The organism is Kitasatospora sp. NPDC059795 (genome assembly GCF_042732175.1).
In the GTDB taxonomy this organism is placed as follows: domain Bacteria; phylum Actinomycetota; class Actinomycetes; order Streptomycetales; family Streptomycetaceae; genus Kitasatospora.
This window is the reverse complement of sequence record NZ_JBHWID010000001.1, coordinates 780675-795638: the sequence shown is the minus strand read 5'-3', so window position 1 is coordinate 795638 and position 14964 is coordinate 780675. Positions and strand designations below refer to the sequence as shown.

Annotated in this window: 1 protein-coding gene; it reads right to left on the bottom strand. The window is 76.1% G+C overall.

Translation table 11 applies throughout. The features are described 5' to 3' along the window. Positions 1-22: 22 nt before the first annotated feature. Complete coding sequence (locus tag ACFV4P_RS03725; RefSeq protein WP_380466980.1) at positions 23-14956, bottom strand: type I polyketide synthase; 14934 nt, start codon at positions 14954-14956, stop codon at positions 23-25. Positions 14957-14964 lie beyond the last annotated feature (8 nt).

The window sequence follows — 14964 nt, the reverse complement described above, 5'->3', positions numbered from 1 at the left end:
TGGTTCGGGTGTCGGGTCGGTGTCATGACAGGCCGAGTTCGTTGTCGATGAGGTCGAAGAGTTCGTCGTCGCTGGCGCCGTCCATCCGGTCCTCGATGGAGTCGGCTGCCGTGCCGTCGGCCGCGGTGGCCGCCGGGTCGAGGCTGCGCAGCAGCTCCCGGAGCCGGTCGGCGAGCCGTTCGCGGTCCGCCGGGTCGTCGGGGATGCCGTCGAGGGCGCCCGCCAGGCGGTCCAGTTCGGCGAGGCCGGGGACCGGGCCGGGCCCGGCCTCGGGGACGAGTTCGGCGGCGAGGTGTCCGGCGATCGCGGCCGGGGTGGGGTGGTCGAAGAGCAGGGTGGCCGGCAGCGGGTGGCCGGTGGCGGCGCGCAGCCGGTTGCGCAGTTCCACCGCGGTCAGCGAGTCGAAGCCGACCTCCAGCAGGCCGCGTCCGGGATCGACCGCGGCCGGGCCGCTGTGGCCGAGCACCAGGGCGGCGTGCGAGCGGACCAGGTCGAGGAGGACCCGGCCGCGCTGGGTGTCGTTGAGGGAGGCCAGGCGCTGCTTCAGGGCGTCGGGCCCGTCGGGGCCGGCGCCGGCGGCGGGGCCCGCGGTGCCGCGCCGGGCGGCGGGGCGCACCAGGCCGCGCAGCAGGGCGGGGACGCCGCCGGCGCCGGCCTGGGCGCGGACGGCCGCGGTGTCGAGCCGCAGCGGGAGGACGACCGGCTCGTCGAGGGCGCCGGCCGTGTCGAAGAGCGCCAGTCCCCGGTCCGGGTCGAAGGCGACGATCCCGCCCCGGGCGATCCGTCGCAGGTCGGCCTCGGTGAGCCCGCCGGTCATCCCGGTGCTGTTGGCCCACAGGCCCCAGGCGAGGGAGCGGCCGGGCAGCCCGTCGGCGCGGCGCCGGTGGGCCAGGGCGTCCAGGAAGGCGTTGGCGGCGGCGTAGTTGCCCTGGCCCATGCCGCCGAAGATGCCGGCGATGGACGAGAACAGGACGAACTCGAACAGGTCCAGGCCGGCGGTGAGTTCGTGCAGGTTGATCGCCGCGTCCACCTTGGGGCGCAGGACGAGGTCCAGTTGCTCGGGCGTCATGGTGGCGACGACGCCGTCGGCCAGGACGCCTGCGGCGTGCACCACGCCGGTCAGCGGGTGCGCGGGGGGCAGGGCGGCCAGCAGGGCGGCGAGGGCGTCGCGGTCGGCGGCGTCGCAGGCGGCGATCTCGGCGTGCGCGCCCAGTGCGGCGAGCTCGGCGAGGAGTTCCGCCGCGCCGTCGGCGGCGGGGCCGCTGCGGCTGGTGAGCAGCAGGTGCCGGACGCCGTGTTCGGCGGCCAGGTGGCGGGCGACGTGGGCGCCGATGGCGCCGGTGCCGCCGGTGATCAGGACGGTTCCGTCGCCGCCCCAGCCGGGTGTGCGCGCGGCGGCGGCCAGCGGCACCCGGGCCAGCCGGGCGACGTGGACGGCGCCCGCCCGGATCGCGAGCTGGGGTTCCCCGGAGGCGAGGGCGTCGGCGAGCAGCGCGGGCGGGTTCTCCTGGGTGTCGAGGTCCAGCAGGACGAAGCGGTCGGGGTTCTCGGTCTGCGCCGAGCGGACCAGGCCCCAGAGCGCGGCCGGCGCCGGGTCCGGGACGTCCTCGCCGGTCACCGGGACCGCGCCCGCGGTGACCAGGACCAGCTTGGAGCCGGTCAGGCGCTCCTCGGCCAGCCAGTCGCGCAGCAGCGCGAGGACCGTGCGGAGTCCGTCGTGGACCGCGTCGCGGAGGGCGCCGGCCGGGGCGGGCGAGCAGGCCGCCAGCACCAGCGGGGGCACCGGGGCGCCCGCGTCGAGCAGTGCGGACAGCGCGGCGACGTCGGTGACCGCACGGCCGGGGAGCGGCGCGCCGCCGAGCACGGTCCAGGACTCCGGGCCGGGGACGGTGCCCGTCGCGGCGCGCTCCGGCAGGGCCTGCCACTCGGGGCGGAACAGTTCCTCGTGGTGTCCGGCGCGGGTGGCCTTGAAGCGGTCGGCCGAGACGGGCCGCAGGACGAGGGAGCGGGCCGAGACCACCGGCCGCCCGGCGGCGTCGGTCGCCGTGACGGCGACGGCGTCGCGGCCCGTGGGGATCAGCCGCAGCCGGAGTTCGGTGGCGCCGGAGGCGTGCAGGCGCACCCCGTTCCAGGAGAACGGCAGCCAGCCCTGCGCGGGTCCCTCGAGTACGTCGAACACCAGCGCGTGCAGGGCGGCGTCGAGCAGCGCCGGGTGCAGGCCGAACGCGGCGGCGTCCGGCTGCTGCTCCTCCGGCAGGCTCGCGACGGCGTACACCTCGTCGCCGAGCCGCCAGGCCGCGCGCAGGCCCTGGAACGCGGGGCCGTAGGCGAATCCGCCGCCCGCGAAGCGGTCGTACAGGCCTTCCGTGTCGAGCGGGACGGCTCCGGCCGGCGGCCAGGCCTCGGGGTCCACCGGGGCGACCGGGTCGGGCGCTGCGGCGGTGCCGAGCAGGCCGCTCGCGTGCCGGGTCCAGGGGGCGTCGGGGCCGTCGTCGGCGGCCCGGGCGTGGACGCTCAGCGGGCGGGTGCCGGTGGCGTCCGGGCTTCCGACGGTGAGCTGGAGTGTGACGGCTCCGCCCGCCGGGAGCACCAGCGGCGCTTCCAGGGTCAGTTCCTCGACCTGGTCGCAGCCGACCTGGTCGCCCGCGCGGACCGCGAGTTCCAGGAACGCGGTGGCGGGGAACAGCACGCCTTCGTAGACGCCGTGGTCGGCCAGCCAGGGGTGGCTGCGGACCGAGAACCTGCTGGTGAACAGGAAGCCGTCGGAGTCCGCGAGTTCCGTTCCGGCGCCGAGCAGCGGGTGGTCGACGGTCAGCAGTCCGGCGGCGGGCAGGCCGGCCGTGGCCGGGCCGGCCTTCAGCCAGTAGCTGTCGCGCTGGAAGGCGTAGGTCGGCAGGTCGGCGGCGGAGCGGGACGGGCCGCCGGAGTGCACGGCGTCCCAGTCCACGGGGACGCCCGTGACGTGCAGCCGGGCCAGGGCGGCTGTCGCCGCGGGGGCTTCGGGCCGGTCCTTGCGCAGCAGGGGCACCAGCACGGGGCTTCCGGTGGCGCCGGTCAGGCAGTCCTGTCCCATGGCGGTGAGCGCGCCGTCGGGTCCGAGTTCGAGGAACGCGGTGACGCCGTCGCGCTCCAGGTGGCGTATGCCGTCCTGGAAGCGGACGGTGCCGCGCACGTGCTCCACCCAGTAGTCCGGTGAGCCGAGCTGCTCGGCGGTGGCCGGCTCGCCCGTCAGGTCGGAGATGACGGGGATGGCGGCCTCCCCCGGGACGATCCGGGCCGCGACCTCGCGGAACTCGGCGAGCATCGGCTCCATGAGGGGCGAGTGGAAGGCGTGGGAGACCCGCAGTCGTCGGGTCTTGCGGCCTCGTGCGGCGAGCTGGGCGGCGATCTCGTCCACCACTGCCGCGTCGCCGGAGATCACGGTCGAGGCCGGGCCGTTGACCGCGGCGAGGCCGACGTGGCTCTCGCGGCCGGCGAGCAGCGGCAGCACCTCCTCCTCCCCGGCGGCGAGGGCGACCATCGCGCCGCCCGCCGGGAGGGCCTGCATGAGCCGTCCCCGCGCGACCACCAGCGCCGCGGCGTCGGGCAGGGTGAACACCCCGGCGACGTGGGCGGCGGCCAGCTCTCCCACGGAGTGGCCGAGCAGCCGGTCGGGACGTACGCCCCAGTGCTCGGCGAGGCGGAACAGGGCGACGCCGAGGGCGAACAGGGCGGGCTGGGTGTACTCGGTGCGGTCCAGCAGGCCGTGGCCGGGGTCGCCGGGGGCCGCGTCGATCACCTCCCGCAGCGGGTGGTCGAGCAGCGGGTCGAGTTCCGCGCAGACCGCGTCGAAGGCGTCGGCGAAGACCGGGAACCGCGCGTACAGTCCGGCGCCCATGCCGGTGCGCTGGCTGCCCTGGCCGGCGAACAGGAAGGCGGTCTTCGCGGCCGGGCCGGTGACGCCGCTCACCAGGTCCGCCGACGGCTCGCCGGCGGCGAGGGCGGTGAGCCCCTGGAGCAGGGTCTGCCGGTCCGTGCCGGTGAGGGCGGCCCGGTACTCGAAGGCGCTGCGGTTCAGCGCCAGGGAGCGGCCCAGGTCCGCGACGGCGAGGGTCGGGGTCTGCTCCACGTGCCGGAGCAGCCGGGCGGCCTGCTCCCGCAGCGCGTCCGCGCCACGGGCTGAGAGCAGCCAGGGCAGGGCGGGCGCGTCGGCGGTGGCCGCCGGAACGGGCAGGGCCGGCTCGGTGGGCTGTTCGAGGATGGTGTGGGCGTTGGTGCCGCTGACTCCGAACGAGGACACCGCGGCCCGCCGGGGGCGGCCGGTCTTCGGCCACGGGGTGTCGTCGGTGAGCAGCCGGACCGCGCCGGCCGACCAGTCGACGTGCGGGGTCGGCGTGTCGACGTGCAGGGTGCGCGGCAGTGTCCCGTGCCGCATGGCCTGCACCATCTTGATGATGCCGGCGACTCCGGCGGCGGCCTGGCTGTGCCCGATGTTCGACTTCAGCGAGCCGAGCAGCAGCGGCTGCTGCGCGTCGCGTTCCCGGCCGTAGGTGGCCAGCAGTGCCTGGGCCTCGATCGGGTCGCCCAGCCGGGTGCCGGTGCCGTGCGCCTCCACCGCGTCGACCTCGGCGGCGGTCAGTCCGGCGTCGGCGAGGGCCGCCCGGATGACGCGCTGCTGGGACGGTCCGTTGGGGGCGGTCAGGCCGTTGCTGGCGCCGTCCTGGTTGACGGCGGAGCCGCGGACCAGGGCGAGCACCGGGTGGCCGTTGCGCCGGGCGTCCGAGAGGCGTTCCAGGACGAGCAGTCCGGCGCCCTCGGCCCAGGAGGTGCCGTCGGCGGCGGCGGCGAACGGTTTGCAGCGGCCGTCCTCGGCGAGCACCCGTTGCCGGCTGAACTCGACGAACGCGCCCGGTGTCGACATCACGGTCACGCCGCCGGCGAGCGCCAGCGAGCATTCGCCGGCCCGCAGCGACCGGGCCGCGAGGTGGACCGCGACCAGCGACGAGGAGCAGGCCGTGTCGACGGTCACCGCGGGCCCTTCGAGGCCGAGGCTGTAGGAGATCCGCCCGGACGCCACGCTGCCCGCGCTGCCGATGCCGAGGTAGCCCTCGAACTCTTCGGAGGGTTCGGTGACGCGCGACCCGTAGTCGTGGTGGCTGCATCCGACGAAGACGCCGCTCGCGCTGCCCTTGAGCGACAGCGGGTCGATGCCGGCCCGTTCGAACGCCTCCCAGGAGAGTTCGAGCAGCAGCCGCTGCTGGGGGTCGATGGTCAGCGCCTCGCGCGGGGAGATCCCGAAGAACGCCGGGTCGAAGCGGTCGGCGTCGTGGAGGAAGCCGCCCTCCCGCGCGTAGGTGCTGCCGACCCGGTCCGGGTCCGGGTCGTAGAGGCCGTCCAGGTCCCAGCCGCGTCCGGTGGGGAAGCCGGTGATGGCGTCCTGTCCGCCCGCGACGAGCTCCCACAGCTCCTCGGGGGTGCTGACGCCGCCGGGGTAGCGGCAGCTCATGGCGACCACGGCGATCGCCTCGTCCTCGGGCACCGCGGCGGCCACGGCCGGCTGCCCGGGGGCGTCGGACGTCTCGACAGCAGGCGCGCCCGGCAGTTCGGTGCGCAGGTGTCCGGCCAGGACCGTGGCCGTGGGGTAGTCGAAGGCCAGGGTCACCGGCAGGCGCAGGCCGGTGGCCGCGGCGAGCCGGTTGCGCAGTTCGACGGCGGTCAGCGAGTCGAAGCCGATGTCCTTGAACGCCTGGTCGGGTCCCACCGCCTCGGGCCCGGGGTGGCCGAGCACGGCGGCGACCTCGGTGCGGACCACGTCCAGCAGGGCCCGGTCCCGTTCCGCCGGGGGCAGCGCGGCCAGCCGCAGGGCCTGCGACTCGGCGGCGTCGGCGGTGCTCCGGGACTCGGCCGCGGCGGCGAGCGCGTCCCGTACCTCGGGCAGGTCGCCGAGGGCGGCGCTGGGCCGGAGCGCGGTGTACGCCCGGGTGAAGCGGTCCCAGGCGAAGTCGGCGACGAGGACCGCCGTGTCGTCGTGGCCGAGGGCCTGGCGCAGCGCGGTCGTGGCCGTGGCGGGATCCATGGCGGGCAGGCCGTCGCGGATCAGCCGTTCGGCGACCGCTCCGGCGGCGAGGCTGTCGCCGCCCCACAGGCCCCAGGCGACCGAGGTGCCGGCCAGTCCGAGGTCGCGGCGTTGCCGGGCCAGGGCGTCGAGGTAGGCGTTGGCGGCGGCGTAGCTGCCCTGGCCGGTGCCGCCGAGGGTGCCGGCGAGCGAGGAGAACAGCACGAAGGCGGTCAGGTCGAGTCCGCGGGTGAGTTCGTCGAGGTTGCGTGCGCCGTCGAGCTTGGGGCGCAGGACGCCGGCCGCGCGTTCGGGGGTGATCGAGTCGATCACCCCGTCGTCGAGGACGCCCGCGGTGTGCAGGACGGCGCGCAGCGGGCGTTCGGCCGGAATGCCGGCGAGCAGGTCCGCCAGTGCGTCGCGGTCCGCGACGTCGCAGGCCACCGCGGTGGCGTCGGCGCCGAGGTCGCGCAGTTCGGCGAGCAGGGCGTCGGCCCCGGGGGCCTGTGCGCCGCGCCGGCTGGTGAGCAGCAGGTGCGCGGTGCCGGTGCGGGCGAGCCATCGGGCGATCTGCGCGCCGAGGCCGCCGGTGCCGCCGGTGATCAGGACCGTGCCCTCGGGCGTCCAGTCGCGGACGGGGGCGGTGTCGCCGAGTGCGGCGTGGACGACCCTGCGGCCGTAGCGGCCGGTGGCGCGCACCGCCACCTGGTCCTCGCCGTCGGGGTCGGTCAGTGCTTCGGCGAGCCGGGTCGCGGCCCGGTCGTCGAGCTGTCGCGGCAGGTCGACCAGGCCGGCCCAGCGCTGCGGGTACTCGACGCCGGCGACCCCGCCGAGGCCCCAGACCAGGGCCTGGAGGGTGCTGTCGATCCGGTCGGAGCGGCCGACCGACACCGCGCCCCGGGTGGCGCACCAGAGCGGGGCGTCGGTGCCGAGGTCGCCCAGGGCCTGGAGGAGCGCGACCGTCAGGGTGAGGCCGCGGGGAAGCGCCGAGCCGTCGCCGTGCGGTTCTTCGGCCAGGGCGAGCAGCGACAGGATGCCGGCGGGCGGCCCGTCCGGGTGGTCGTGGGCGTCGCGGAGCAGGGCGGCGAACCGGGTCCGGTCGGTCGCGTCGGGGCCGGCCTCGACCAGGACGGGGGTGGCGCCGTGTCCGCGCAGGGAGTCCACGGCGAACGCGACGGCCGGGTCCTCGGCGGCGCCGGCCGGGGCGACGACGAGCCAGCTGCCGGTGAGCCGGGGCCGCTCGGAGGCCGACAGGGGCTTCCAGGCGACCCGGTAGCGCCAGCTGTCGGCGGTCCGGTCGTCGGCCCGGCCGCGCGCCCACTCGGCGAGGGTGGGCGCCAGCGAGGCGAGGGAGGCCCGCAGTTCCCCGTCCTCGACCCGCAGGAGGGTGGCGAGGGCGTCCAGGTCCCCGTGGTCGACCGCCTCCCAGAAGCCGGAGTCGGCCGGTCCGGCGCCGGTCGTGGCGTCGGCGCCGGTCAGGGCGTCGGCGGGCCGGCCGGCGGTGGTGTCCAGCCAGTAGCGCTGCTGCTGGAAGGCGTAGGTGGGCAGGGGCTGCGTGCGGGCGCCGGTTCCGGCGAACACCGTTCCCCAGTCCACCGGCAGGCCGCGGACGTGGAGTTCGGTGAGCGCGGCGAGGAAGCGGCCGGGGCCGCCCTCGGTGCGGCGCAGGGTGCCGACGACGGCTCCGTCGCCGGCTCCGGCCGCTTCGACGGCCTGCTGGAGCCAGACGGTCAGCGCGGGGTGGGTGCTGCACTCGACGAACGTGTGGTGTCCGTCGGCGATGAGCGCGTCGACCGCCCGTCCGAACTCCACCGGCCGGCGCAGGTTCTCGTACCAGTACGCGGCGTCCAGGCCCAGGGTGTCCACGGGGCCGCCGCTGACCGTCGAGTAGAACGGGATGTCGGACGTCCGCGGCGCGGTGCCGCCGAGGAGGGCGAGCAGTTCCTCCCGGAGCTCCTCCACCTGGGGCGAGTGTCCGGCGAAGTCCACGCCGGGGACCGGCCAGGTCAGGACGCCCGCCTCGGAGTACTGCTCGCGCAGTCGTTCCAGTGCCGCCGGGTCGCCGGAGACCGTCACCGACGTCGGCCCGTTGACCGCGGCGACGTCGAGCGCCCCGTCGTGGGCGGACAGTGCTTCGCGGACGGCGTCGACCGGCTGCGGCACGAACAGCATGCCGCCGCGTCCGGTCAGGGCCAGCAGGGCCCGGCTGCGCAGCGCGACGATCCGGGCCGCGTCGTCCAGCGAGAGCGCGCCGGCCACGCAGGCGGCGGCGATCTCCCCCTGGGAGTGGCCGACCACGGCGTCGGGGACGATCCCGTGCGCCCGCCACAGCTCGGCGAGCGACACCATCACCGCCCACAGCACCGGCTGCACCACGTCCACCCGGTCCAGCGGGGGCGCGTCGGGCTCGTCGCGCAGGACCGCGAGCAGCGACCAGTCGAGGTGCGGGGCGAGGGCGCGGGCGCAGGCCGCGATCCGGTCGGCGAAGGCCGGGGCGTGGTCGAGCAGTTCCCGGGCCATGCCGGCCCACTGCGATCCCTGGCCGGGGAAGACGAAGACGGTCCGGGCCGATCGGGCGACGGCGCCTTCGACCAGGCCGGGTGCGCGGTCTCCCGCGGCCAGCGCGGCCAGGCCGCCCAGCAGGGCGGCGCGGTCGTCGCCGACGACGGCTGCGCGGTGCTCGAAGGCGGTCCTGGTGGTGGCGAGGGAGTGGCCGACGTCGACGGAGGACAGCTCCGGGTGCTCCGTCAGGTGTGCGTGCAGCCGCTCCGCCTGGGCCTTCACGGCCTCGGCGGTCCGCCCGGACAGCACCCACGGGACGACGGACGACCCGGGTACGGGCGCGGGTGCGGGTACGGACTCGGGCTCGGCGGGCGGCTGCTCGATGACGACGTGCGCGTTGGTGCCGCTCAGGCCGAACGAGGACACGCCGGCCCGGCGCGGCCGTCCCGTCTCCGGCCAGGGGGTGGCCTCGGTCAGCAGGGCGACGGCGCCCGCCGTCCAGTCGACGTTCGGGGACGGCCGGTCGATGTGCAGGGTCTGCGGCAGCTCGCCGTGACCCATGGCCAGCACCATCTTGATGATGCCGCCGACCCCGGCGGCGGCCTGGGTGTGCCCGATGTTCGACTTCAGCGACCCGAGCCACACCGGCCGGTCGGCCGGCCGGTCCTGGCCGTAGGTGGCCAGCAGCGCGTCGGCCTCGATCGGGTCGCCCAGCCGGGTGCCGGTGCCGTGCGCCTCGACGGCGTCCACGTCGGCGGCCGACAGCCGGGCGTTCGCCAGCGCGTCGCGGATCACCCGCTGCTGGGCCAGGCCGCTGGGCGCGGTCAGTCCGTTGCTCGCGCCGTCCTGGTTGATCGCCGAGCCGCGCAGCACCGCGAGCACCGGGTGGCCGTTGCGGCGGGCGTCCGAGAGGCGTTCCAGGAGCAGCAGGCCCACGCCCTCGGCCATGCCGAAGCCGTCCGCCGAGGCGGCGAAGGACTTGCAGCGCCCGTCCTCGGCGAGCCCGCGCTGCCGGCTGAAGCCGGTGAACGACAGCGGGGTGCCCATCACCGTGGCGCCGCCCGCCAGGGCCAGCGCGCATTCGCCCGAGCGCAGCGACTGCGCGGCGAGGTGGACCGCCACCAGCGACGAGGAGCAGGCCGTGTCAATGGTCACGGCGGGCCCCTGGAGGCCGAGTTGGTAGGCGACCCGCCCGGACAGGACGCTGGTGGAGATGCCCGCGATGAACAGGCCCTCCAGCTCCTCGGGAACGTCGCGCAGGGTGCCGCCGTAGCCCTGGTAGGAGGCGCCCGCGAAGACGCCGGTCTTGGTGCCGTGCAGGGACGCCGGGTCGATGCCGGCCCGCTCGATCGCCTCCCAGGAGGTTTCGAGCAGCAGTCGCTGCTGCGGGTCCATGGCCAGGGCCTCGCGCGGCGAGATCCCGAAGAACCCGGGGTCGAACCGGTCCGCGTCCCCGACGAATCCGCCCGCGGCGGCGTAGCTCCGGCCGGGCCGGTCGGGGTCCGCGTCGTACAGCGCGTCGAGGTCCCAGCCCCGGTCGGACGGCAGCCCGGAGACGGCGTCGCGCCCGTCGGCGACCAGCCGCCACAGGTCCTCGGGGGTGCGTACGCCGCCGGGGTAGCGGCAGCTCATGGAGACGATCACGATCGGGTCGTCGTCCTCTGCGGCGGGTGCCGCCGTCGGGGGCTGCCGGACGGTGGTTGGCTCCTCGGCGGTGCCCAGCAGTCCGGTCTCCACGCGCCGGGCGAGCGCGGTCGCCGACGAGTAGTCGAAGACGACGGTGACCGGGAGCCGCAGGCCGGTGGCGGTGTTGAGCCGGTTGCGCATGTCCACGGCGGTCAGGGAGTCGAAGCCCAGGTCGCGGAAGGCCCGGCCGGGGGCGACCGCGTCCGGCGAGTCGTGGCCGAGGACGGCGGCCGCGTGGGTGCGGACCAGGTCGACCAGCACCCGGGTCCGCTCGGCCGCCGGGAGCGGCTCCAGCCGGTCGCGCAGCGCCGAGGGCGTTCCCTGGGAACCGGTCCCGCCGGTCTCCGGCTCGGCGGCCAGCGCGGCGCGCACCTCGGGGAGTTCCCCGATCAGCGGGCTGGGGCGGGCCGAGGTGAAGACCGTCGCGAAGCGGTCCCAGTCGATGTCGGCGACCACGACCACCGTCTCGTCGTGGTCCAGGACCTGCTGGAGCCCGGTGATCGCGACTGCGGGCGGCATGAAGAGCACGCCGTGGCCGCGCAGGGTCTCCTCCGCCAGTTCGGCCGCCATCCCGCCGGCCCCGCCCTCGGGGCTCCAGATGCCCCACACCACGGAGGTCGCGGCGAGGCCGCGGCTCCTGCGGTCCTCGGCGAGGCCGTCGAGGTAGGCGTTGGCGGCGGCGTAGGCGCCGTGGACGGCGCTGCCCCACACCCCGGAGATGGAGGAGAACAGCACGAACGCGTCGAGCGTGTCCCGGTCGAACAGCAGGTCCAGGTTCCGGGCCCCGCCGACCTTGGCGTGGAGGGTGTCGGCGAACTCGTCCGCGTCGGTGTCGGGCAGCGGCACCAGCAGCCCGGCCCCTGCGGCGTGGAAGACGGTGCTGATCCGGTGGCCGTCCTGTTCGAGGCCGTCCTTCAGCTCGCGCAGGGCCTCCAGGTCGGCGACGTCGCACGACGCCAGGGTGACCCGGGCGCCGAGGGCGGCCAGTTCCTCGGAGAGCTCCGACGCACCCGGCGCGTCCGCGCCGTGCCGGCTGACCAGCACCAGGTGCCCGGCTCCCCGCCGGGCCAGCCAGCGCGCGATCTGCGCGCCGATCCCGCCGGTGCCGCCGGTGATCAGCACGGTGCCCCCGGGCCGCCAGCTGCGCCGCGGCGCGGTGTCGCCCAGGGCGGACCGGACCAGTCGCCGGCCGTGGCAGCCGGTGGCCCGTACGGCGACCTGGTCCTCGTCCCCGGCGCCGCCGGCCAGCACCCGGCACAGCAGCGGGGCGGTGTCCGGGTCCAGGGTCTCCGGGAGGTCGATCAGACCGCCCCAGCGCTGCGGGAACTCCAGCGCGGCGACCCGGCCCAGACCCCAGAGCAGGTTCTGTGCGGCGCTGACCGCGCTCCCGGTGTCCGTGCCCGCGACCGACACCGCGCCCCGGGTCGCCCACCACAGGGGCGCGTCGATCCCGGCGTCGCCGAGGGCCTGCACCAGGGCCAGGTTGAGTGCGGCGCCCAGCGGGACGGAGGGGTGCGCCGAGTGCGGGCGCTCGTCGAGGCCCAGCAGCGACAGCACTCCCGTCACCGGGCCGGGCAGCGCGCCGAGGGACGCGCGGACCCGGTCGGCCAGCACGGCGCGGTCGGCCGCCGCCTCGGTGATCCGTACGTGGATCACCGAAGCCCCGGCCTGCTCCATGACGTGGACGGTCGCCTCCGCTCGGCGCGCCCCGTCCTCGGGCCGGCCGTCCGACGACAGCACGAGCCAGTTGCCGTCCAGTGCGACCGGGGGGCCCTCGGGCAGGGCCCGCCAGGTCACCCGGTAGCGCCAGGAGTCGACCACCGAACGCTCGGTGCGCTCGGTGCGCCAGGTGGCGAGCGCGGGGAGCACCACGTTCAGCGGGTCCTCGGGCGTCACCCCCAGGGTCGTGCTGAACCGGTCCAGGTCGCCCCCGCCCAGGGCCTCCCAGAAGTCGTCGCCGTCCGAGGACGTTCCGGCAGGACCGCCCGCCGCGGGGACGGTGTCCTCCAGCCAGTACGGGCGACGCTGGAAGGGGTAGGTGGGCAGGGAGATGCCGTCCGGACGGTGTCCGGCGAACACCCGGTCCCAGTCGGGCGACAGGCCGCCCGCGTGGGCCTCTCCCAGGGACGTCAGGAAGCGGTCGAGGCCGCCCTCGCCGCGCCGCAGCGTGCCCACGACCACGGCGGGGCCCTGCGCGGAGCCGGCGGCGTCGGCCGCGTCGGCGGTCTGCTGGACACCGAAGGTGAGCACGGGGTGCGGGCTGGACTCGACGAAGAACCGGAAACCCTCCCCCAGCAACGCCGCCGTGGCCTGCTCGAACTCGACGGTCTCGCGGAGGTTGCGGTACCAGTACTCGGCGTCCAGGGACTTCGTGTCCAGCCAGCCGCCCGTCACCGTCGAAAGGAACGGCACCGCACCTGAGACGGGGGTGATGCCGGACAGGTCGGCGAGCAACTGCTCGCGGATCTCCTCCACGTGTGCGGAGTGCGACGCGTAGTCGACCTCGATCAGGCGCGCCCGCACCCCCTCCTCGACCAACGCGTCAACGAACTCCGCGACCGCGTCCGCGTCACCCGACACCACCGTCGACGACGGGCCGTTCACCGCCGCCACCGACAGACGGCCCAGGCGTTCCCGCACCACGTCCACCGGCAGGGGCACCGACGCCATACCGCCACGGCCCGCCAACGCGCGGATCGCCCGGGAACGCAACGCCACCACACGGGCGCCGTCCTCCAGACTCAGACCGCCCGCCACCACGGCGGCGGCGATCTCGCCCTGGGAGTGGCCGACCACCGCGTCCGGAACCACGCCGAACGACCGCCACAGCTCCGCCAGCGACACCATCACGGCCCACAGCACCGGCTGCACCACATCGACGCGCGCCAGCAGGGCTTCCGAGCCCAGCGCCTCCGCCAACGACCAGTCGGTGTAAGGCACCAGAGCCCGCTCGCACTCCGCGAAACGGCCCGCGAACACCTCCGACCCGGCCAACAGCTCCGCGGCCATCCCCACCCACTGCGAACCCTGGCCCGGGAACACCAGCACCGAACGGCCGGACGACACGCCGTCGCCCTGCACCAGCCCGGGCACCGTGCGGCCCTCTGCCAGCGCCTTCACGCCGTCGAGCAGCCGGTCCGGGTCGGTGCCCACCACCACGGCGCGCCGTTCGAAGGCGGTCCGCGTGAGGGCGAGGGCGCGGCCGGTGTCGGCGGCCCGCAGGGGTGCGGGGTCGGCGCTCAGGTGTGCCAGCAGCCGGGTCGCCTGGTCGCGCAGCGCCTCGTCGGTGCGCCCCGACAGCACCCAGGGCAGCGGGTACGCGTCGCCGCCGGCCACCGGTTCGGCTTCCTCCGCCGGTGCCTGTTCGAGGATCAGGTGGGCGTTGGTGCCGCTGACGCCGAAGGCGGACACGCCCGCCCGGCGCGGACGGCCGGTGTCGTCCCACGCCCGGGCCTCGGAGAGGACTTCCACGGCTCCCGACGACCAGTCCACCATGGGCGTCGGCCGGTCCGCGTGCAGGGTCCTGGGCAGTTCGCCGTGCTCGATCGCCAGCACCATCTTGATGACGCCGCCCACTCCGGCCGCCGCCGAGGTGTGGCCGATGTTCGACTTCAACGAGCCCAGCCACAGCGGCTGTTCGGCGGGCCGCCCCTGGCCGTACGTGGCCAGCAGGGCCTGCGCCTCGATGGGGTCGCCGAGGGTGGTGCCGGTGCCGTGCGCCTCCACCGCGTCCACCTCGGACGCCGTCAGGCCCGCGTCCGCGAGCGCGGCCCGGATCACCCGCTGCTGCGACGGGCCGCTCGGCGCCGTCAGGCCGTTGCTCGCACCGTCCTGGTTCGTGGCCGAGCCACGGACGACGGCCAGCACCGGGTGCCCGTTGCGCCGCGCGTCCGACAGGCGCTCCAGCAGCAGGACGCCGGCGCCCTCGGACCAGCCGGTGCCGTCCGCGTCGGCCCCGAACGCCTTGCAGCGGCCGTCGGCCGACAGTGCGCGCTGGCGGCTGAACGCCACGAACGGGTCGGGCGTCGCCATCACCGACACCCCGCCGGCCAGGGCCAGCGTGCAGTCGCCGGCCCGCAGGGCCCGGATCGCCAGGTGCAGGGCGACCAGGGAGGAGGAGCAGGCCGTGTCCACGGTCACCGCGGGCCCTTCGAGGCCCAGGGTGTAGGCGATCCGGCCGGAGACCACGCTGCTCGCGGTCCCGGTGTCCAGCAGGCCCTGGACCTCGGGGAGGTGGCGCGAACCCGCGCCGTAGCCGTTGCCGATCGCCCCGAGGAAGACACCCGTGCCGGTGCGTCGCAGCGTGCGGGGGTCGATCGCGGCCCGCTCGACCGCCTCCCAGGCGGTCTCCAGGGCCAGCCGCTGCTGCGGGTCCATGGCCAGGGCCTCGCGCGGCGAGATGCCGAAGAACTCCGCGTCGAACTCGGCGGCGTCGTGCAGGAAGCCGCCGTTGCGGGTGTAGGAGGTGCCGGACCGCTCGGGGTCCGGGTCGTACAGGCCCTCCAGGTCCCAGCCGCGGTTGACCGGCCAGGCGGAGATCGCGTCCGCGCCCCGGGAGACCAGGTCCCACAGCAGTTCGGGCGTGTTGGCGCCGCCGGGATAGCGGCAGGCCATGGAGACGATGGCGATCGGTTCGTGGCGGGCCTGCTCGGCCTCGCGCAGCTGCCTCCGGGCGTCACCGAGGTCCGCGGTGGCGCGCCTGAGGTAGTCGAGCAGCTTCTTGTCGTCGGACATCAGTGCCA